This window comes from Streptomyces sp. NPDC045026, from assembly GCF_056432625.1.
This window is the reverse complement of the sequence record NZ_JBWKIS010000001.1, coordinates 390,854-411,120: the sequence shown is the minus strand read 5'-3', so window position 1 is coordinate 411,120 and position 20,267 is coordinate 390,854. Positions and strand designations below refer to the sequence as shown.

15 protein-coding genes and 1 riboswitch are annotated in these 20,267 nt (G+C 71.7%); of the genes, 7 read left to right on the top strand and 8 right to left on the bottom strand.

All coding sequences use genetic code 11. The annotated features are described in order from the left end of the window. Positions 1 to 13: 13 nt before the first annotated feature. Genes AC07EJ_RS01835 through AC07EJ_RS01820 form a run of 4 tightly spaced genes read right to left on the bottom strand, consistent with a single transcriptional unit; the run spans position 14 to position 4,395 of the window. Positions 14 to 1,555, bottom strand: coding sequence for a long-chain-fatty-acid--CoA ligase (locus tag AC07EJ_RS01835; RefSeq protein ID WP_478883524.1), 1,542 nt, complete (start codon positions 1,553 to 1,555; stop codon positions 14 to 16). 33 nt (positions 1,556 to 1,588) lie between these two features. Further along, positions 1,589 to 2,356 carry a 3-oxoacyl-ACP reductase FabG gene (fabG, locus tag AC07EJ_RS01830; protein ID WP_389489749.1) on the bottom strand — a complete coding sequence of 256 codons (768 nt, stop codon included), beginning with the start codon at positions 2,354 to 2,356 and terminating at the stop codon, positions 1,589 to 1,591. Positions 2,357 to 2,391: 35 nt separating this feature from the next. Further along, on the bottom strand, positions 2,392 to 3,180 hold the full coding sequence (locus AC07EJ_RS01825) for an SDR family NAD(P)-dependent oxidoreductase (protein ID WP_389489747.1): 789 nt from the start codon (positions 3,178 to 3,180) through the stop codon (positions 2,392 to 2,394). A gap of 57 nt (positions 3,181 to 3,237) precedes the next feature. Further along, complete coding sequence (locus AC07EJ_RS01820) at positions 3,238 to 4,395, bottom strand: acyl-CoA dehydrogenase family protein (RefSeq protein ID WP_389489745.1); 1,158 nt, start codon at positions 4,393 to 4,395, stop codon at positions 3,238 to 3,240. 190 nt (positions 4,396 to 4,585) lie between these two features. Here AC07EJ_RS01820 and AC07EJ_RS01815 point away from each other — a divergent pair, with 190 nt between their 5' ends. Beyond that, positions 4,586 to 5,761: a thiolase family protein gene (locus tag AC07EJ_RS01815; protein WP_389489742.1), complete on the top strand. Its 1,176-nt coding sequence runs from the start codon at positions 4,586 to 4,588 to the stop codon at positions 5,759 to 5,761. A 95-nt stretch (positions 5,762 to 5,856) separates the two neighbouring features. On the opposite strand, the gene AC07EJ_RS01810 is transcribed toward AC07EJ_RS01815, so the two are convergent. The 3 genes from AC07EJ_RS01810 to AC07EJ_RS01800 all read right to left on the bottom strand — a co-directional run bounded on the left by AC07EJ_RS01810 (position 5,857) and on the right by AC07EJ_RS01800 (position 9,825). Then, positions 5,857 to 7,032, bottom strand: coding sequence for a CaiB/BaiF CoA transferase family protein (locus AC07EJ_RS01810; RefSeq protein WP_389489740.1), 1,176 nt, complete (start codon positions 7,030 to 7,032; stop codon positions 5,857 to 5,859). A gap of 170 nt (positions 7,033 to 7,202) precedes the next feature. Beyond that, entirely contained in the window at positions 7,203 to 8,360 is a 1,158-nt protein-coding gene (locus AC07EJ_RS01805) for an acyl-CoA dehydrogenase family protein (protein WP_389489737.1), read from the bottom strand. 142 nt (positions 8,361 to 8,502) lie between these two features. After that, entirely contained in the window at positions 8,503 to 9,825 is a 1,323-nt protein-coding gene (locus AC07EJ_RS01800; RefSeq protein ID WP_389489735.1) for an MFS transporter, read from the bottom strand. Between the two features lie 192 nt (positions 9,826 to 10,017). On the opposite strand from AC07EJ_RS01800, the gene AC07EJ_RS01795 reads away from it, so the two are divergent. From AC07EJ_RS01795 to AC07EJ_RS01770, 6 genes are all read left to right on the top strand, one after another. Next, complete coding sequence (locus AC07EJ_RS01795) at positions 10,018 to 11,235, top strand: TetR/AcrR family transcriptional regulator (protein ID WP_478883523.1); 1,218 nt, start codon at positions 10,018 to 10,020, stop codon at positions 11,233 to 11,235. Positions 11,236 to 11,297: 62 nt separating this feature from the next. Then, a riboswitch (TPP riboswitch) is annotated at positions 11,298 to 11,392 on the top strand. Then, positions 11,385 to 12,824, top strand: a complete 1,440-nt coding sequence (locus AC07EJ_RS01790; protein ID WP_393585010.1) for a purine-cytosine permease family protein — start codon at positions 11,385 to 11,387, stop codon at positions 12,822 to 12,824. It overlaps the preceding riboswitch by 8 nt. Beyond that, the gene (thiD, locus tag AC07EJ_RS01785) at positions 12,821 to 13,663 is read left to right on the top strand and encodes a bifunctional hydroxymethylpyrimidine kinase/phosphomethylpyrimidine kinase (RefSeq protein WP_389489729.1); all 843 of its coding nucleotides are present in this window, start codon (positions 12,821 to 12,823) and stop codon (positions 13,661 to 13,663) included. Before AC07EJ_RS01790 ends, thiD begins: the two co-directional genes overlap by 4 nt. 96 nt (positions 13,664 to 13,759) lie before the next feature. Then, positions 13,760 to 15,739: a potassium channel family protein gene (locus AC07EJ_RS01780; protein WP_478883522.1), complete on the top strand. Its 1,980-nt coding sequence runs from the start codon at positions 13,760 to 13,762 to the stop codon at positions 15,737 to 15,739. A gap of 175 nt (positions 15,740 to 15,914) precedes the next feature. Next, on the top strand, positions 15,915 to 17,048 hold the full coding sequence (locus tag AC07EJ_RS01775) for a serine/threonine-protein kinase (RefSeq protein WP_478883521.1): 1,134 nt from the start codon (positions 15,915 to 15,917) through the stop codon (positions 17,046 to 17,048). Positions 17,049 to 17,125: 77 nt separating this feature from the next. Further along, positions 17,126 to 18,289 (top strand): ADP-ribosylglycohydrolase family protein, encoded by a 1,164-nt coding sequence (locus AC07EJ_RS01770; RefSeq protein ID WP_478883520.1) that lies wholly within the window; start codon positions 17,126 to 17,128, stop codon positions 18,287 to 18,289. Here AC07EJ_RS01770 and nhaA read toward each other — a convergent pair. Further along, complete coding sequence (nhaA, locus tag AC07EJ_RS01765; RefSeq protein WP_389489719.1) at positions 18,283 to 20,184, bottom strand: Na+/H+ antiporter NhaA; 1,902 nt, start codon at positions 20,182 to 20,184, stop codon at positions 18,283 to 18,285. The two genes, AC07EJ_RS01770 and nhaA, sit on opposite strands and share 7 nt — an antisense overlap. Between the last annotated feature and the right edge of the window lie 83 nt (positions 20,185 to 20,267).

Below are 20,267 nucleotides of genomic sequence, written 5' to 3'. Positions count from 1 at the left end.
CAGTGGATGTTCGCTACTTGAGGCGGGCCCGCAGCTCACGCTTGAGGACCTTGCCGTTGGGGTTGCGGGGCAGCGCCTCGACGAAGTGCACGCGATGGGGCTTCTTGTACGAGGCGATGCGCTCCCGCGTGAAGTCGATGAGCTCCTGCTCGCCGGGGGCGTCGGCGCCGCGGCGCAGGACGACGACGGCGGTGACGGCCTCGCCCCACTTCTCGTGCGGGAGTCCGACGACCGCGGCCTCGGAGACGGCGGGGTGGTCCGCGAGGGCGGACTCGACCTCGGCCGGATACACGTTCTCGCCGCCGCTGACGATCATGTCCTTGATGCGGTCGGTGAGGAACAGGTAGCCGTCGTGGTCGAGGTAGCCGCCGTCGCCGGTGCACAGCAGGCCGTCGGCGTCGTACAGCGCCGCGGTCTCATCGGGGCGGTTCCAGTACCCGGGTGTGTTGTGGCGGGAGCGGATGCGGATCTCGCCCACGGTGCCCGCCGGGGCGGGCCTGCCGGTCGCGGTGTCGGCGATGACGACGTCGACGCCGCGCCGCGGCCTGCCCACCGACTTGAGGAGGTGCCGCTTCGGCCCGTCGGCCTGGTGGTCCTCGGGCGGCAGCTGAGTCACCGTGCCGCCGCCCTCGGTCAGCCCGTACTTGCCCATGAAGTGACAGGCGAAGAGAGTCATCGAGCGGCGCAGCAGTGCGGGCGTGATGGGGGCAGAGCCGTAGGTGATGAGGGTGAGACGGGAGAAGTCGCGCCGTTCGACGCCCGGGAGTTCCGTGAGCATGTGGAGCACCGAGGGGACGAGGAAGGCGTGGGTGACGCCCTCGCGCTCGATGGCTTCTGCCGCCGCGTCCGGGGCGAACTCCGGGAGCAACAGGCTGTTGGCGCCGGCGGTGAGGGCCACGCGCAGCCAGCCGAGGCCACCGATGTGGAACATCGGCAAGGCGTTCAGCGCCACCGACCCGGCCTCCCAGAAATACTCCTCCAGCTCGGTCGTGTCGGCGTAGAAGTTGCCGTGGGTGAGCAGGACGCCCTTGGGCAGGCCGGTGGTGCCGGAGGTGTAGATCTGCAGGAACACCTCGTCCGCGTCGGCGGTGGTGCCGCGGCCGGGGTCGTCGTCGGGTTGGTCGGCGAACCAGGTCTCGTACGCGGGTACGGCCGGGTCGTCCGAGGGGCCGATGACGACGACGCGCAGGCCGGGGAAGGCCGCGCTGACCGCGTCGGCCGCGGCCCGGAACTCGGGTTCGACGAGCAGGACGCGCAGCTCGGCGTCACGGGCGACGGCGGTCAACTCGGCTTCGGCGAGGCGCCAGTTGAGCGGTACGGCGACCAGGCCGGCCTTGGCGGCACCGACCAGGATCTCGCCCGCTTCGTTGCGGGTGCGGGCGAGGAAGCCGATGCGGGACCCGGCCTCGGCATCGGCGAGGAGGGCCCTCGCAATCCGGTTGCTGCGTGAGTCGAGTTCGGCGTAGGAGACGGTGCCGCCCGCGCACGTGAGCGCTGTGGAGCTGCCACGCTCACGGGCGTGCAGGCGGATGGCGTCGGGCAGATGCAGGCCCATGAAGGAGTTCCTCCGTCATCTTGGGGTGGTGCGTCAGCCCTTGGGGCCGCCGGCGACGTAGAGGATCTGGCCGGAGACGAAGCCGGCTTCCTCGCGTACGAAGAAGGAGACCGCCTGGGCGATGTCCTCGGGGCGGCCGCCCCTGCGGACCGGGATGCTCTTGGCGTACCGGTCGGTGAACTCCTCGAAGGTGATGCCCATCCGCTCGGCGGTCGCCTCGGTCATCTCGGTCGCGATGAAGCCGGGGGCCACGCAGTTGACCGTGACGCCGAACGGGCCTAGCTCGATGGCCAGGGTCTTGGTGAGCGCCTGGAGACCGGCCTTGGCGGAGGAGTAGTTGGACTGGCCGCGGTTGCCGAGCGCGGCCGAGGAGGACATGTTGACGATCCGGCCCCACTTGGCGTCGACCATGTGGGTCTGGCAGGCCTTGGCCATCAGGAAGGCGCCGCGCAGGTGGACGCCGACGACGGAGTCGAAGTCCTGCGGGGTCATCCGGAAGATGAGGTTGTCGCGGATGATGCCGGCGTTGTTCACCAGCACGGCGGGGGCGCCGAGTTCGGCGGCGACCCTGGCGACACCGGCCTCGACCTGTTCGGGGTCCGAGACGTCGCAGCCGACGGCCAGGGCGCGTCCGCCCTCCTTCTCGATCTCTTCGACGGTACGGGCGCAGGCGGCCTCGTCCAGGTCGAACACGGCGACGGCGAAACCGTCGCGCGCCAGTCGTGCGGCGGTCGCCGCACCGATGCCCCGGGCGGCGCCGGTGACGACGGCGGCCTTCTGGGCGGAGCTGTTTGCGGACACGGGAGACTCCCTGGTCAAGAGCGGGTGGGGACGGTCTACTTCGGGGCCATGCGGATGGCGCCGTCGAGGCGGATCGTCTCGCCGTTGAGCATGGGGTTCTCGATGATGGACGTGGCCAGGTGGGCGTACTCGTCGGGGTTTCCGAGGCGCGAGGGGTGGGGCACCTGAGCGCCGAGGGCGTCCAGGAACTCCTGCGGCTTCTTGTTGAGGAGCGGGGTGGAGAAGAGGCCCGGCGCGATCGTCATCACGCGGATCTTGGCGGCGGCCAGGTCGCGGGCGATGGGCAGGGTCATGCCGACGATGCCGCCCTTGGACGCGGAGTAGGCGCACTGGCCGATCTGGCCCTCGAAGGCGGCGGCGGACGCGGTGTTGATGATGACGCCGCGCTCCCCTTCGACCTCCTCGGTCCGCGCCATCTCGGCGGCGGCGAGGCGCAGCACGTTGAACGTGCCGATGAGGTTGACGCCGACGACGAACTCGAAGTCCTCGAGGGCGTACGGCGTTCCGTCGCGCTTGACGGTGCGGCCGCCCTTGCCGAGGCCCGCGCAGTTGACGGTGATGCGCAGCGGGGCCTGTGCGGCGGCGGTGGCCACGGCGCGGGCGGCGTCGTCGGCACTGCGCACGTCACCGGCCACGAAGTGACATGAGGCGGCGCTGCCGCCGGGGACGCGCTCGCCGAGCTCCTTGGCGACCTGCTCGCCGTTGGAGGTGGGCAGGTCGAGCAGGACGACGTGGGCGCCCTGCTCGACCAGGCGCTTGGCGGTGGCGAGGCCGAGGCCCGACGCGCCACCGGTGACGACGGCAGAGACTCCGTTGATCTGCATGGTGTGGATTCCGTTCCTGGATGGGGTGCAGAGAGGGGCTCGGTGGGGCTTGGCGGTTCAGAGGCCGATGGACTTGGCGATGATGGTCTTCATGACCTCGCTGGTGCCGCCGTAGATGCGCATGACGCGGGTGTCGGCGTAGAGGCGGGCGATCGGGTACTCGAGCATGTAGCCGTAACCGCCGTGGAGCTGGAGACACTTGTCGATGACGCGGCCGGCGGTCTCGGTGCACAGGAGCTTGGCCATGGCGGCGTAGTCCGCGGACAGCTCGCCCCGCGCGTCGCGTTCCAGGGCCTCGTACGCCATGAGCCGGGCGGCCTCGACCTCGGTGGCGCACTCGGCGAGGACGAACTTGGTGTTCTGGAAGGACGCCACCGGCTTGCCGAAGACCTCGCGGCCTTGGGTGTACTCCTTGGCGAACCGCACGGCGGCGTCGGCCGCGGCGGCCGCCTGTACGGCGATGACGAGGCGCTCGCGGGCCAGGTTGCGGCCCAGGCAGGAGAAGCCCTCGCCCTCCTCGCCGAGCAGGTTCTCGACCGGCACCTTGACGTCGGTGAAGGACAGTTCCGCGGTGTCGGAGGCGTGCAGGCCGATCTTGTCGAGGCTGCGGCCGACGGCGAAGCCCTCGCTCGTGGCGTCCACGACCAGGATCGACAGGCCCTTGCGGCGGTTGCCGGCGGGGGCGGGTGAGGTGCGGCAGACCACGAGGACCAGGTCGCACTGGGTGCCACCGGTGATGAAGGTCTTGGCGCCATTGAGGACGTAGTGCGTGCCGTCCTCCGACAGCACCGCCTTCGTCTGGATGCCGGCCAGGTCCGAGCCGGTACCGGGCTCGGTCATCGCGATCGACAGCATGATGTCGCCGGATGCACAGCCGGGGACCCACCGCCGCTTCTGCTCCTCGGTCCCGAAGTGCAGCAGGTACGGCACGATGATGTTGGCGTGCGTCATCGCGGTGCCGACGGTGGCTCCGGCGCGTGCGACCTCCTCGGCGAACACGGCACCGAAGTGGTGGCCGGTCTCGGCGCCGCCGCCGTACTCCTCGGGCACCTCGATGCCGAGGATGCCCAGCTCGCCGAGCTTGCGGTAGAAGTCGCGCGACACGGCCTTCGCGGCCACCCAGTCCTGCAGGTGCGGAACCGCCTCCTTGGCGAGGAAGTCCCGGACCACCTGCCGGAACGCCTCGTGCTCCTCGTTGAAAACCGTGCGCGGCATGACTGCCTCTCCCTTGATCGCGGGTTAGCCAGTTTTCACTTTCACGCGCGTTTCCGCTGCTGTCAAGGCACTGACGATCGTGAGGATCACCTGGACAGCGAGGTTAGCTTGGAATAACTTGTTGCTACATCGCGCCTGCTCGCGACCACCCCCTCCCTCTCCGCCCCTCCCCCTCCCCCAGGAGCAGCCCATGCGTGACGCAGTCATCGTCGACGCCGTGCGTACCCCCGTCGGCAAGCGCGGCGGTTCCCTCTCCGGCATCCACGCCGTCGACCTCTCCGCCCATGTCCTGACGGCCCTGGCCGAACGCAACGGCCTCGACCCCGCCACCGTCGACGACGTCGTCTGGGGCACGGTCTCCCAGGTCGGCGAGCAGGCCGGCGTCGTCGGCAGGTTCGCCGCGCTCGCCGCGGGCTGGCCCGAGTCCGTGCCCGGCGTCTCCGTCTCCCGCGCCTGCGGCTCCTCCCAGCAGTCCGTGCACTTCGCCGCGGGCCTGGTCACGGCCGGCCAGTACGACATCGCCGTCGCCGGTGGCGTCGAGTCGATGAGCCGGGTGCCGATGGGCTCGGCCCGCAGCGTCCCGGCGGCCGGCAAGGCGTACGGCCCGCTGGTCCTCAACCGCTACTTCCCGGGCGGCGACGGCGAGTTCGACCAGGGGGTCGGCGCCGAACTGATCGCCGAGCAGTACGGCTTCACCCGGACCCAGCTCGACCAGCACGCCCTGGACTCGCACGAGCGCGCCGCCCGCGCCGTCGACGAGGGCCGCTTCACCACGCAGATCACGCCCGTCACGGTCACCGCCGAGGACGGCACCACGCGCGTCTTCGACACCGACGAGGGCGTCCGGCGCGGCTCGACCCTGGAGAAGCTCGCGGGCCTCAAGACGCCGTTCAAGGCGGACGGCGTGGTCAGCGCGGGCAACTCCTCGCAGATTTCGGACGGCGCCGCCGCGCTCCTGATCACCACGAGCGAGATCGCGCGGCAGAACGGCTGGACCCCCATCGCCCGCGTGCACACGGCGGTACTCGCCGGCGCCGACCCGGTCACCATGGCCCTCGGCCCCGCGCCTGCCACCGCGAAGGCCCTCAAGCGCTCCGGCCTCTCCATCGGCGACATCGGCGCGTTCGAGATCAACGAGGCGTTCGCCCCGGTCACCCTGGCCTGGCTCAAGGAGACCGGCGCCGACTACTCGCTCATGAACCCGCTCGGCGGCGCCATGGCCATCGGCCACCCGCTCGGCGGCTCCGGCGCCCGCCTGATGACGACGCTGGTGCACCACATGCGTGACAACAACATCCGCTACGGCCTCCAGGCGATGTGCGAGGCGGGCGGCATGGCGAACGCGACGATTCTCGAACTGTTCTGACCCGTCCGGGAGTTCAGCCCGGAGAAGAGCAACCCGGAGGAGAGGAAGGGGAGGGGCGGCCTGCGGGCCGCTCCTCCCCTTCCTCGATCCCGCCGTCAGCCCTTCGGGGCGAGGGCGTCGATCGTGGACGCGTCCAGGCCGACCTCCTTCAGGACGTCACGCGTGTGTGCGCCGACGACCGGCGCGGGCTGCGGCATGGGCGCCGGAGTGCCCTGGAAACGAGGGGCGGGCGCCGGCTGGAGCAGGCCGTTGTCGGTGTAGTACGTGCCGCGGGCCACGTTGTGCGGATGGGTCGCGGCCTCCGTCAGGCCGCACACCGGTGTGACGCAGGACTGCGTACCGTCGAAGGCCTTGGTCCATTCCTCGCGGGTGCGCTCCGCGAAGACCCGGGCGAGCCGCTCCCCCATCGCGGGCCAGGCGGCCCGGTCGTGCTGCTCGGCGAACAGAGGGTCGTCGGCGAGGCCCAGGACCTCCCGGAGCACCGCGTAGAACTGCGGCTCGACGCTGCCGACGGCCATGAACCCGCCGTCGGAGGTGCGGTAGGTGCGGTAGAAGGGCGCGCCCCCGTCGAAGAGATTGACGCCACGTGCGTCCTCCCAGCGACCGACCGCCAACAGGCCGTGAATCAGGGCGAGCTGGACGGCGGTGCCGTCGGTCATGGCGGCGTCGACGACCTGACCCTCGCCGGTGCGGGCCGCGCTGACCAGGGCGGTCGTGATGCCCAGGGCGAGCAGCATCCCGCCGCCGCCCATGTCGCCGAAGAGGTTCAGTGGGACGGGCGGGTTCTCATCGGCGGCGCCGAGCGCGCCCAACGCCCCTGCCACAGCGATGTAGTTGATGTCGTGACCGGGGGCCTGGGCCAGCGGCCCGTCCTGGCCCCAGCCGGTCATGCGGCCGTAGACCAGCTTGGGGTTACGGGCCAGGCAGGCCTCCGGGCCGAGGCCCAGGCGCTCGGCGACGCCGGGACGGAAACCCTCGATGAGCGCGTCGGCGCTGTCGACGACGGCGAGGACGGCCTCGACGCCCGCCGGGTCCTTGAGGTCGAGGGCGACCGAGCGGCGGCCCCGGTGCAGGATCGGGTGTTTGGAGGCGGCACCGGCCTCGGCGGGGCGGTCGACGCGGATGACCTCGGCGCCCTGGTCGGCGAGGAGCATGCCGGCGAAGGGTCCCGGGCCGATGCCGCCGAGCTCGACGACACGGATACCGGCCAGCGGGCCCGCGGAGGGTGGGGTGGACGTGGTCGATGTGGCGGAGGCGGGTGCGATGGTCATGGAGGGCGGCTCTCTCGGGCGGCGGGAACGGGGAACGCGGGCGGCGAGCATCGGGAATCGGGAACCACGGATGCGGCACGGCCGCCCTGCCAGGGGTGGGGCAGGGCGGCCGGAGTGCGCCGGGCCGGCCCGCCGGGGGTGATCGGGCGGCCGGGCACGTCTGGGCGGACCTAGAGACCCAGGTCCTTCGCGATGATCGTCTTCATGACCTCGCTGGTACCGCCGTAGATGCGGGAGACGCGGGTGTCCGCGTACAGGCGGGCGATCGGGTACTCGAGCATGTAGCCGTAACCACCGTGCAGCTGGAGGCACTTGTCGATGACGCGGCCCGCGACCTCGGTGCAGAACAGCTTGATCTTCGCGGCGTCGGCGGGCGACAGCTCGTGCCGGTCGTCGAGTTCGATGCCCTTGTCGACCATGGCCTGGGCGGCCTCGACCTCGGCGGCGCACTCGGCGAGCACGAACTTGGTGTTCTGGAAGGCGGCCACCGGCTTGCCGAAGACCTGCCGTTCCTGGACGTACGCCGTGGCGAACCGAATCGCGGCGCTCGCGGCGGCGACGCCGCCGACGCCGATGGAGAGGCGCTCGCGGGCGAGATTGTTGCCCAGGTAGGAGAAGCCCTTGCCGACCTCTCCGAGGACGTTCGCCACCGGCACCTTGACGTCGGTGAAGGAGAGTTCGGAGGTGTCCGAGGCGCGCAGGCCGATCTTGTCCAGCTTGCGGCCGTACGCGAAGCCCTCACTGTCCGTCGGCACGACGAGCAGGGTCAGACCGGAGCGGCGGTCCTCTGCCGTAGGAGCGGAGGTGCGGGCCACGACGACGCACAGCTCGGAGTTGAGGGCTCCGGTGATGAAGGTCTTCGCGCCGTTGAGGACGTAGTGCGTGCCGTCGTCGGACAGTTCGGCCCTCGTGCGGATGCCCGCGAGGTCGGATCCGGTCCCGGGCTCGGTCATGGCGATACACAGGGTGATCGCGCCACTGGCGATGCCCGGCAGCCAGCGCTTCTTCTGCTCCTCGTCGGCGATGTTGAGCAGGTACGGCAGGACGATGCCGGTGGTGACGGTGTAGTGGCCGAAGGAGACGGCGGCTCGCGCGCACTCCTCGGTGATCACCGTCTGGTACTTGTAGCTGGTCTCGCCCGGGCCGTCGTACTCCTCGGGGATGCCGAAGCCCATCACCCCGAGTTCGCCGAGCTTGTGGAACAGCTCGCGCGGGACGCGGTTGTCCTTCTCCCACTCCTCGTAGTGCGGGGACACCTCCTTGGCGATGAAGTCCCGGACGACGGACCGGAACGCCTCATGGTCCTCGTTGTAGACAGTACGCTTCATATGTCGTCACTCCTAAGTTATCGCTCATTCACTTTCTTGCCAGTCTTGCCTGATGTCAAGGTATGTATGAGTGCGAGTGATGGTTTTCGATGCGTATCGTTTGCCTCACCTGCTCCATCTACCCCGTCGCCTCCGTCGGCCGTCACGACACCGCGGCCAGCTTCGCCGCGTCCCGATCGGGGTGGACGAGAAGGAGCGCGGCCACGGCCCCGATGATCATCGTGATCCCGAGGACCAGGAAGCCGTCCCCGTAACCCGCCGCTGCGGACTTCCCGGCGTCGACCAGCCTGCCGATCACCAGCGGTGCCACGACCCCACCGAGGCTGTAGACGGCGGCGATGATCCCGAACACGGTGGAGCGCTGTTTCGCCGGCGCGACATCGGCGAGACCCGCGAAGGCGACGCCGTACCCGGCGGAGTTCAGGCACGCGCCGATCACGAGCAGCGTCATCTGCGGTACCCCACGATCCAGCGAGGAGAAGGCGACGGTGCACACCCCGGAAATCAGGACCATCGCGGCGGGAAGGATGCCGCGGGCGACCCTGTTCCCGACCCCTCTCTTGGTCAGCACGCCGGAGAGCACTCCGACCAGGATGACGGCGACCGCGGATCCCAGATAGGGCAACACAACGAGCCGGCCCGCGGTGGTCGCGTCGTAGCCGAGGCCCTCGCGCAGATAGAGCGGCAGCCAGCTGACACCGACGGACGTGTTGGCGTACGCGACGAAGAACAGGAGGGCCATGCCGATCAGCGTTCCCGTGGAGAAGAGGCGTCGCAGCGGCACCCGCTCGGGGAGCACCGTCGCCGCCGCCCGGTGATCGGCGGCCCGCGCACCCTCGGGTCCGGAGTCCCCGCCGAGCAGCCACAGCACCGCGAAGACCGCGCCGAACGCCGCAAGGACCCCGAAGGCCGCGTGCCAGGAGTACGTCTCGATGACCCAGGTCAGCAGGGGTGCCGCGATCAGCGGGCCGACCCCGGCGCCGGCGATGACGAGCGAGCTGGGCACGCTCCGCCGGTGCGCGGGGAACCACGAGTGCGCCACCTGCATCGCCAGCGCGACGGTCGGCCCCTCGGCGAAGCCGAGCAGCACCCGGCACGCGATGATCGTGGTGAAGCCGACCTGGGCGGTCATGGGCGCGAGGCTGAGCGCCCACACCGCGGCGATACCGGCCAGCAGCCAGCGCGCCCGCACCTTGCCCCCGAGCCAGCCGCCGAGCACGGAACCGACGGCGAAGAGCCAGAAGAAGCTGCTCTGGACAACGCCGAACTGGGAGCCGTCCAGGCCCAGTTCCTTCTTCATACCCACGCCGGACAGGGCCACGACGACCTTGTCCGCGAAGTTGACGAGCATCAGGCAGACGAGCAGGGCCAGGACGTACCACGCCCTGCGCTGCACGGCGGGCGCACGGGACCCGGACGCGGTCACCGACGGCGGGCCGGGCACTTCTTGTCGATCGACGGCCATGACGGCCCTCCCTGATCCACGGGCTGATGTGAGCAGGAAGTGAAACAGCTCTAACCATGTCATGCAATGGATCGAGCGCAGATTCACTGGCATCAAGGGGGTAGGAGGAACGGCAGTAAGTTCTGCCTAACGCTCCACCGTCCGGTCCACTTGTTGATCACGGCGTCGCCCGGATGTTGTACCTTTGCCGAAATGGACGACGGCGAGGGGCGAACCGGGATGCAGACGGAAGCGTCGGGACGGACGACCGCGCGCAGACCCCCGGACCGCAAGGCCCGGATCGTCGCCGCCGCGTCCGGTCTCTTCCGCGAGCGCGGCTACCACAACGTCTCGGTGGCCGATGTCGCGGCCGAGGTCGGCATCACCGCCCCGGCCCTCTACCGGCACTTCCGCGGCAAGCCCGACCTGCTGCTCCACGTCGTGGACGCCACGGTCAGCGCGATCTCGGTGTCCCTCGCCGCGGCCCCGGACCTGGACACCTATCTCCGCACGTCCGCGAACGAGACCATGGACCGGCGCGGCTCGGCCGTCCTGTGGCAGCGCGAGGCCAGGCACCTGCCGGAGGACCGCCGCAAGGAACAGCGCCGCGCCCTCACGGACGTCGCCGACCGGATCGCCACCCTGATCGGCACCGAGCGCCCGGACCTCGACGAGCCCGACCGGCAACTCCTCGCCTGGTCCGTCCTGTCGGTCTTCGGCTCCATCTCATGGCACCGCACCTCGCTGCCCCGCCGCCGTTTCGAAGAACTCCTCCACCGGCTCGCCCACGCCGCCGCGCACTGCCCCCTCGGGACGAACACCGGCGCCGAGGCGGGAACTGCGGCGGGCGGATACGCAGGCCTCGCGGTCTCCCGGCGCGAGGAGATCCTCGTCGAGGCGATCCGCCTCTTCGACGAGCGGGGCTTCCAGTCCGTGAGCACCGACGACATCGGCGAGGCCGCCGGAGCGACCGGCCCCAGCATCTACAAGCACTTCCCCACCAAGACCGACCTGCTCGTGGCCGCCGTGCTGCGCGGCGGCGAACAGCGCCGCGCGGGCACGGCACAGGCACTCGCCAAGCCCGGCACCCCGTGTCAGACCCTCGACCGGCTGCTGCGCTCGTACATCGAATTCGCCCTGAGTCAGAGCCACTTGATCGGCCTGCTGATCGGCGAACTGGACCAGCTCCCCGAGAAGGAGCGCAAGGCGGCCCGGCAGAATCAGCGGGAGTACCTGGCGCTGTGGGTGCGGCTGCTCGACGAGGTGCGCCCCGGACTCGACACCGCCGAGGCCAGGATCGTCGTCACCGCGGTGCTGACAGTCATCGACAACGCGGCCCGGACGGGCTCCGCGGGCGACCGCACGGACCTCGCCGACCGCCTCGCCGAACTCGGCACGGCACTGCTCCTGAGCGAGAACCCGCCCGCATAGGTTCGTGGCCGGCAGACCGCCCCCTGGTTGCCTCCCGCGACAGGGAAGCTACTCTTGCCGACGTACCGGACACGGGGTGCCCCGAACGAGGGCTGAGATCACACCCGTCGAACCTGAACCAGTTAGCACTGGCGGAGGGATGTCAGCCAATGTCGTTGCCCCATGCCCCGAGCAGCACCCGGGCCACCGGACCGCGCTCCGTCTTCGACGGGCGGATGCCCGCGGCGCCCGGTGACCTGCGGGTCGAGGCGCGCGGTATCGCGCCGGTCCCCGAGAGCCACCGCTACGGCGGCGCCGGGCGCCTGTTCACCGTGTGGTTCGCCCCGAACCTGACCATGACCGGCGTCTTCACCGGCACGGTCGGCATCGCACTCGGCCTGGACTTCGCCACCGCGCTGGCCGCCGTCGTCATCGGCACCCTCGTCGGCGCCGTGCCCACCGCGTATCTCGGTACGTGGGGCAGCGCGACCGGCGCGGGGCAGCTCCCGCTGGCGCGGCTCGCGTTCGGCCGGGCCGTCGCGGTGCCCGGCGTCCTGCAGTGGCTGTCGTCGGTCGCCTGGGACGCGCTGATCGGCCTGTTCGGCGGTGACGCGCTCGCCCGGCTGTGCGGCTGGCCGTTCTGGGTCGGCGTGCTCGTGATGATGCTGGCGCAGGGCGCGCTGGGCGTGCTCGGCTACGAGGCCGTCCACCGGCTGCAGAAGCTGATGACCTTCGTCCTGGCCGCCGCCTTCGTGGTCCTCGCCGTCAAGCTTCTCGACGGTGTCCATCCGGTCACCAACGGGGCCGCGCACGGCGCCGACCAGGCCGGCGCGTTCGTCCTCACCAGCACGATCGCGCTCAGCCTGTCCCTGTCCTGGGCCCCCTACGCCAGCGACTTCAGCCGCTACCTTCCGGCGGCCACGTCCCGTAATCGCATGTTCTGGTTCACACTCCTCGGCGTCACTGTCTCCTTCGTCGCCGTCCAGGCGCTCGGGCTGTGGGGCGCCTCCGTGTTCACCGACCAGACCGCGCGCGGGGTCGACGAGCTCCTCGGCGGGGGCGTTCTCGGCTCGTTCGGGCTGCTCGCCGTGGCGCTGGCGGCCCTGTGCAGCAACGCCATGAACGACTACAGCGGCTCGCTGGCCCTGCAGACGATCGGCGTCCGGATCCCGCGGCCGCTCGCGGCGGCGCTCGCCGCGGTGCTCGGCTTCCCGCTGGTGCTGTGGATGCACGCCGCCGACACCGCGGCCCGCTTCCAGAACGTGCTGCTGTTCGTCGGCTACTGGATCCCCGGCTTCGTCGCGGTCGTCGCCGTCGACTGGTTCGCCCGCGCCAGGGCCCGGGGCGGCGCGCCGGTCGACCTGGCCGCCGAGAGCGCCAGGCCGCAGCCCTGGTGGCCCGGACTCCTCGCCTTCGTCGCCGCCTTCGCCGCGGCGGTCCCGTTCATGGACAGCGGCCTGTACGTGGGCCCGGTCGCGAAGGCCCTGCACGGCGCCGACCTCGCGTACTACGTGGCCTTCGTCGCCGCGCTCGTCGTGTACGCGCCCCTGAGGCTGCGTCGCCCGGCCACCGACGCCCCCACCGCACCGTACGAGGAGGCCCGCACATGACCGTGCCCGCGAGCAGCGGACGTGTCGCGCCGCCGCGCGTCCTGACCGTCGCCGGATCGGACTCGGGCGGCGGCGCCGGGATCCAGGCCGACCTCAAGACGATGCTGGCGCTCGGCGCCCACGGCATGAGCGTCCTGACGGCCGTCACCGCACAGAACTCCCTCGGGGTCCAGGGCGCGTGGGAGCTCCCCGTCGACGCGGTGCGCGCGCAGTACCGCAGCGTCGTGGACGACATCGGCGTCCAGGCGGTCAAGACCGGGATGCTCTCGTCGCCGGTGCTCGTGGAGGCGGTGGCCGAACTGCTCGCCGGCACGGACGCCCCCGTGGTCGTGGACCCGGTGAGCGTGTCCAAGCACGGTGATCCGCTGCTCGCCGAGGACGCGCTGGACGCCGTACGCACGAAGCTGCTGCCGGTCGCGACGGTGGCCACGCCGAATCTGGACGAGGTGGCACAGCTGACCGGCCTCGCCGTCACGGACGACGCCGGCATGCGCCGGGCCGCGGCACGGCTCCTGTCGTTCGGCCCGCGCTGGGTGGTCGTCAAGGGCGGCCATCTGCCGGGGGCGGCCGTGGACCTGCTCACCGACGGCACGCAGGAACACTGGCTGCGCGCTCCCCGCCACGACAACCGGCACACGCACGGCACGGGTTGCACCCTGGCGTCGGCCGTCGCCGTGGGCCTCGCCCAAGGCCTGCCCGTGCCGGAGTCGGTCCGCCGGGCGAAGGAATACGTCACGGGGGCGATCGCCGCCGGGTTCGCGCTGGGGTCGGGCATCGGCCCGGTCGACCACGGGTGGCGCCTGCCGGGCGACCGGTCCGACGTCGGGCGACAGGAGTAGCTCCGCCGGGGGCCACGTGCCGGGCGCAACACGCCCACCTGCATACATTCAGGGCCCGACGTGCGTGTCCGCCCTGCCGTCCACTTGACTGTTGCCATGACCACCCTGCCCCGCCAGCCTCAACAGGCCCCGCCGTCCGGCCACATGATCGTGTGCGGTGGTGACGCGCTCGCCGAGCGGCTCGCCGCCGAACTGCGCGCTGTCTACGGCGAACGGGTCACCGTCGTCGTGCCCTCCGTCCGCGTCACGAGACAGGGATCAGGGCCGGCCGGACGGGCGCGCGCGGCAGCCCTGCTCTCGCGGATGCAGGCGGTCGTGAACCGTACGGTGTCCGCCGTGGCCGACGACGGCGTTCCGCCGCCGCGCGTCCTGGAGGCACCCGAACTGGACGAGCAGGCGCTGGCCGACGCGGGCGTGGCCGACGCCGCCGCACTGGCCCTCGTACACGGCGACGACGAGACGAACATCCGGGCCGCCTTGGCCGCCCGCCGTCTCAACCCCCAACTGCGCCTGGTCATCCGGCTCTACAACCGCAAGCTCGGCCAGCACCTGGAACACCTCCTCGACCAGGCCGCCGCGCTCTCCGCACCCGGCGTCGACCCCGAAGCACTGGACACCACCACGACCGTCCTGTCCGACGCCGACACCGCCGCGCCCGCGCTCGCGGCCACCGCCGTCGCCGGTACCAGCAAGGTCGTCCAGGCCGACGGACTCCTGCTGCGCGCCGTGGAGCGCACCCCGCCGGGCCGGGGCGAGGTCGCCGACCCCGGCCTGTGCACCCTCGCCCTGCTGTCCGCGACCGCGAACGACCCGGCAGGCGCCGAGGGTTCGGACATGGGCGGCGCGGAGGGCCCGCTGCTGCTGCCCGACGAGCGTACGGTCGCCGCGGCCACCGGGCGCGGCACCGTGGTCCTGGAAGCCGTCTCCCCCGCCGTCGCCGCTCCCAACGGCCGTGCGACCAGCCGCCGTATGCCTCTCGGCTCGCTCTTCTCCCGCCGGCTGCGCTGGTCCCTCGCCGGTCTCGTCTCGAGCGTCCTCGGCCTGGCCGTGGCGTCCTGGGCCACCACCGGCGACCATCCGCTGCACGCCGGATACCTCACGCTCCTCGACCTGTTCGCCATCGACGACCCCGCGATCGGGGAGCCGCTCGCCCGCCAGCTCCTCCAACTCCTCACGGGGCTCGCCGGACTGCTCCTCCTGCCCGTGCTCCTCGCGGCCGTCCTAGAAGCCCTCGGCACCTTCCGCACGGCGTCGGCGCTGCGCCGGCCGCCCCGCGGTCTGTCCGGCCACGTCGTGCTCCTCGGCCTGGGCAAGATCGGCACCCGTGTCCTGGCCCGCCTGCGTGAACTCGGCATCCCGGTCGTCTGCGTGGAGGAGGACCCGGAGGCACGCGGCGTCGCCCTCGCCCGCCGCCTGCGCGTACCGACCGTCATCGGCGACGTCACGCAGGAAGGCGTACTGGAAGCCGCCAAGGTGCACCGCGCCCACGCCCTGCTCGCCCTCACCAGCAGCGACATCACCAACCTCGAAGCCGCGCTGCATGCGCGCTCGGTCAAGCCCGACCTGCGGGTGGCGCTGCGCCTGTTCGACGACGGGTTCGCGACGGCCGTCTACCGCACGCTCCGCTCGGCGCACCCCCTGGCCCTGACCCGCAGCCGAAGCGTCTCCACCCTCGCCGCGCCCGCGTTCGCCGGAGCCATGATGGGCCGCCAGATCCTCGGCGCCATCCCCGTCGAGCGCAGTGTCCTGCTCTTCGCCGCCCTCGATGTGGCGGGGCATCCGCGGCTGGACGGCCGGACCGTCGCCGACTCGTTCCGGGCCGGTTCCTGGCGGGTGATCGCGCTCGACGCCACGGAGCCCGGCGAGCGGCGCCCCGATCTGGCCGCGTCCCCCGCTGACGACGACCCCGACCGCCCCACCGGCCTGGTCTGGGACCTTCACCCCGGGTACGTGCTGCGTTCCGAGGACCGCGTGGTGGTGGCCGCCACGCGCCAGGGCCTGGCGGAACTCCTGCGGCACGGCCCCCTGGCCCGCACCCGCGGGGCCGGCTCCCAGGAGGTGTCCGGCTCGGTGTGATCACCGCCTCGCGCCTTCCGTGCGCGCTGCCCGGCCAAGTGTGATCATCGGCTCTCCGCGCGCCTTATCCTTGTTCCCGCCACACCCCTCCCGCTCGTCCTCGCGCTCGCGCGGGGCGAAGTACGTTCCGTGGCAACCAAATTGACGGGGCAGTCTTTCAAGGGTGGTGCGCAGGTTGTTGCTGGCGGATCGGTACCGGTTGCACAAGACGATAGGCCGCGGCGGCATGGGTGAGGTGTGGCAGGCGACCGACGAGATGCTCGGCCGGCCCGTGGCCGTGAAGCTGCTCATCGCCCAGGACTCGGATCCGTCGGCGGCGGCCAGGTTCCGTATGGAGGCGCAGACTTCGGCGTCGCTCAGCCATCCGCACGTGGTGGGTGTCTACGACTTCGGTTCCTGGGAGCACCGTTTCTATCTCGTCATGGAACTCGTCGAGGGCGGCAGCCTGGCCCACGAGACCGCGGGGGGCGCGCGGCTGACGCCGGAGCGGGTGGCGGACATCGCGGCAGGCGCGGCAGGCGGTCTCGCGGCCGCCCACCGCCAGGGCGTGGTGCACCGGGACATCAAGCCGGGCAATCTGCTGCGCACCCCCGACGGCACGGTCAAGCTGGGTGACTTCGGCATCGCCCGCTTCCTCGACGATCCCGCCGCCGGGCTCACCACCACCGGGCAGATCGTCGGCACGGGCCTGTATCTGGCGCCCGAGCGTGCCCTCGGCAAGAACGCGGGCCCGGCGTCCGACGTGTACTCGCTGGGCTGCGTGCTCTATCAACTCCTCACGGGGAACCCGCCGTTCCAGGCCGACACCGCGACGGGCCTGCTCTACCAGCATGTGGACGCGGCTCCGGTGGCCCCGGGCCGGCTCGGCGTCCAGCTGCCTCCGTCGTTCGAGAACTATCTGCTCGGCCTGCTGGCCAAGCAGCCGGAGGACCGGCCGACGGCCCAGGAGGTCGCGGACTGGTTCCGTTCGGGGGCCTGGCAGGGCCGCCCCGAACCCCTCCCGGAGCCGGTGCCGGTGGCCCCTGCGCCGTCGCCCGCTCCGCACCTTCACGCCGCCCCGGAGATCCGGACCACGGCGACGACCTACCAGCTCCCGTCGTCCGGGCGGGCGGCGCGCCGCGGGGCGGGGCGGGGCCGGAGCGGTGGCGTCATGGAGGCGGCGAGACGCAGACCGAGAATCATCGCGGCCATCGCCGCGGCCGCTCTCTTCTTCGCGTCCCTCCTGATCGGCATGGCGTGGTTCGCCCCGGACGACAGCGTCACGACCACACCTTCGGGCGCCTCCACGCCCTCCGCGCCCGCGCCCTGACGGGGGCCCGTTACCGCGGGGCGCGCTGCGACGATGATGGGGTGCGCCACCCTTCGACCGACCACCATGGAGCTCCCGTGCACAGCCGATCCTGGGCCGAACTCGCCGTCCACCGCAGCCGCGTACGCGGTTGTCTCCTCGGCGGCGCGATCGGTGACGCGCTCGGGTACCCCGTCGAGTTCCTCTCCCTCGACGCGATCCGCGCCACGCACGGTGCTGCCGGAGTCACCGGCCTGGTGTCCGACGCCGACGGTGTGAGGGGCCGGGTCAGCGACGACACCCAGATGACCCTGTTCACCGCCGAGGGGCATCTGCGGGGGTACTGCCGCACCCGGGACCGGGGCATCGGCGGCGCGGAGGCGGCCATCGTGCACGACGCGTACCTGCGGTGGCTGGAGACGCAGAACCATCCCGGGCCGCTGCCCGAAGAGGACCTGCGCCACCGCATCGGGTGGCTGCGGCACGAGCCCTGGCTGTACGCGCGCCGCGCGCCCGGCAACGCCTGCCTGAGCGGCGTCGGAGCGGGGTTCACCCCCGACCCGTACGGCACACCCACCGGCGAGCCGGGGCCGGTGAACCCGAACTCCAAGGGCTGCGGCGCCGTCATGCGCTCCGCGCCCTTCGGCCTGACCGGTCTCGGTGCCCGCCGGTCCTTCGAACTCGCCGCCCAGTGCGCCCAGATCACGCACGGCCACCCCACCGGCTATCTCGCCGCCGGTGCGTTCGCCGCCCTCATCAGCCACATCGTGGACGGCGAGTCCCTGGAGGGCGCGGTGCTGCGGACCCTGCGTCTGCTCTCCGGCTACCGGGGCCACGAGGAGACCACGGCCGCGCTGAGCCGGGCCGTCGCGCTCGCCGAGGAGGACGGCGAGGCGACCCCCGAGAGGGTGGAGACGCTCGGCGCCGGATGGGTCGCGGAGGAGGCCCTCGCCATCGGGGTGTACGCGGCGATGGCCCGCCCCCGGCCGCAGACCTTCCACGTCGGCAAGGAGGGCACGGTGTGCGACCCGAAGCCGCCGCGCACACCCATCGAGGCTGCGTTCCTGCTCTCGGTCAACCACTCGGGCGACAGCGACTCCACGGGCTCCGTGTGCGGCAACGTCCTCGGCGCGCTGCACGGCGACGTACACCTCCCGCACCACTGGCTGACCGAGATCGAGGGACGCACCGCCGTCGCACGGCTCGGCGACGACATCGCGGCCGAGATCCGGCCCGGCGAGAAGCGTCCCTGGAACTACTGACGCCGAGGCCCACGCCTGCCGGCCAGCACCGCCCGCTCCTTGGCCGCGCGCACCGAGGCCGACAGCCCTTCGATGTCGTACGCCCCGTGGTGGCGCTGTCCGTTGACGAAGAACGTGGGTGTTCCCGAGACCTGGCTGAGGTCGGCCGACTCGACGTCCTCGGCTACCCGCCCGACTCCGGCGTGCGCCCGCAGGTCCTTGTGGAACCGGTCGGTGTCCAGGCCGAGTTCACCCGCGTACCTCAGAAGGTCGGCGGCCCGCAGGGCTTCCTGGTGGGTGAACAGCAGGTCGTGCATCTCCCAGTACGCGCCCTGCTCTCCCGCCGCCTCGGCCGCCTCCGCGGCGAGCTGGGCCTGCGGGTGCACGTCGTTGAGGGGCAGGTGCCGCCACACGTAGCGGATGTCGCCGAACCCGGCGAGCAGTTCACGCACGACGGGTTCGGCCTGTCCGCAGTAGGGGCACTCGAAGTCGCCGTACTCGACGACCGTCACGGGCGCATCGCGTGGTCCGCGCACGTGGTCGCGGTCCGGGTCGACCGGCACGGCCAGATCGATGACGCCCTCGGCCGTTCCGAGGAGTGCCCTCATCCGGGTGGGGCGGGGCAGGATCGCGATGACCCAGGAGACCAGCCAGGTCAACAGGAACGCGCCGGCCACCGCGCTGAGGATGCCGATCTTCGCCTCGGTCAGCTGGTCGCCGTCGAAGGCGAGGGTGGAGATCAGCAGGGCCACCGTGAACCCGACGCCCGCGATGGCTCCCCCGGCCGCGGTGGCGCCCCAGCCGACGGGCGGGCGCAGCCGGCCGTGGCTGAGCCGGGTCGTCAGCCAGGAGGCGCCGACGATGCCGAGGGGCTTGCCCAGGACGTAGCCGATGAGGATGCCCAGGGTGATCGGCGAGGTGAACGCGCGGGCCAGTTCGCCGCCGTTGATCTCGATGCCCGCGTTGGCGAGGGCGAACACCGGCACGATCACATAGCTGGTCCACGGGTGGTAGAGGCGCTGCAGCCGCTCGTTGGGGGAGAGTGCCGACGCGAGACCGATACGGACCGACCGCTCCAGATCGGGCGTCGGCTGCTCGCGGAAGAGCCGGAACAGTCCGCTCGCCCGCTCCAGAGCGGTACGGCTCGCGGGGTACGCGGAGGTCAGCAGCCCCATGGCGAGGCCGGTCACGACGGGGTCCACCCCCGACTCCAGCAGCGCCACCCAGGTCGCGACGGCCAGGACCGCGTAGACCCAGCCTCGCCGGGTGCCGGTGGCCCCGACCAGCAGGATCACACCGAACAGGCCGAGTGCCACCAGCAGGGCGGGGACGTCGATGTCGCCGCTGTAGGCGACGGCGATGATGATCAGCGCCACGAAGTCGTCGACGACGGCCACGGTCAGGATGAAGATGCGCAGCCCGTCGGGCAGCCGGTTGCCGAGCAGGGCCAGCATGCCGAGGGCGAACGCCGTGTCGGTCGACATCGCCGCGCCCCAGCCGTGGGCCGTGCTCTGTCCGGCGTTGACGGCCAGGTAGACGGCGACGGGGACGAGCATGCCGCTGAGTCCCGCGATGAAGGGCAGGGTGACGCGCCGGCGTTCGCGGAGCTCCCCCATGTCGAACTCGCGCCGCGCCTCCAGGCCGACCACGAAGAAGAACATCGTCATCAGGCCGCTGTTGACCCATTCCCGCAGTTCCAGCGACACTCCGGCGGAACCGACCCGCACGGAGAGGTGCGTCCCCCAGAAATCCTCGTACGTGCCGGGGCCGATGTTCACCCAGGCCAGTGCCGCGAGCGCCGCGACGAGCAGCACGGAGGCGCTGCCGGTCTCGGTGCGCAGAAAATCGCGCAGCGGCGTGCGCAGGTCCTCGCCGCTCGTCGTCTGCTCGTCGAACCCCGAGCTCATCGGCGGCATTCCCGTCTCTCGATGGCCCGCGCGCGGACCTGGCCGGCGGCTCCCCGGGCGAGCGCCCGAGCGCGGTGAGACGGTAGTGGACG

Bases quoted from the DNA above. Each gene is read 5' to 3' on its own strand.
- AC07EJ_RS01835 (WP_478883524.1), bottom strand. From the start codon at position 1,555: ATGGGCCTGCATCTGCCCGACGCCATCCGCCTGCACGCCCGTGAGCGT.
- AC07EJ_RS01825 (WP_389489747.1), bottom strand. From the start codon at position 3,180: ATGCAGATCAACGGAGTCTCTGCCGTCGTCACCGGTGGCGCGTCGGGC.
- AC07EJ_RS01820 (WP_389489745.1), bottom strand. From the start codon at position 4,395: ATGCCGCGCACGGTTTTCAACGAGGAGCACGAGGCGTTCCGGCAGGTG.
- AC07EJ_RS01815 (WP_389489742.1), top strand. From the start codon at position 4,586: ATGCGTGACGCAGTCATCGTCGACGCCGTGCGTACCCCCGTCGGCAAG.
- AC07EJ_RS01810 (WP_389489740.1), bottom strand. From the start codon at position 7,032: ATGACCATCGCACCCGCCTCCGCCACATCGACCACGTCCACCCCACCC.
- AC07EJ_RS01805 (WP_389489737.1), bottom strand. From the start codon at position 8,360: ATGAAGCGTACTGTCTACAACGAGGACCATGAGGCGTTCCGGTCCGTC.
- AC07EJ_RS01800 (WP_389489735.1), bottom strand. From the start codon at position 9,825: ATGGCCGTCGATCGACAAGAAGTGCCCGGCCCGCCGTCGGTGACCGCG.
- AC07EJ_RS01795 (WP_478883523.1), top strand. From the start codon at position 10,018: ATGGACGACGGCGAGGGGCGAACCGGGATGCAGACGGAAGCGTCGGGA.
- AC07EJ_RS01790 (WP_393585010.1), top strand. From the start codon at position 11,385: ATGTCGTTGCCCCATGCCCCGAGCAGCACCCGGGCCACCGGACCGCGC.
- thiD (WP_389489729.1), top strand. From the start codon at position 12,821: ATGACCGTGCCCGCGAGCAGCGGACGTGTCGCGCCGCCGCGCGTCCTG.
- AC07EJ_RS01780 (WP_478883522.1), top strand. From the start codon at position 13,760: ATGACCACCCTGCCCCGCCAGCCTCAACAGGCCCCGCCGTCCGGCCAC.
- nhaA (WP_389489719.1), bottom strand. From the start codon at position 20,184: ATGCCGCCGATGAGCTCGGGGTTCGACGAGCAGACGACGAGCGGCGAG.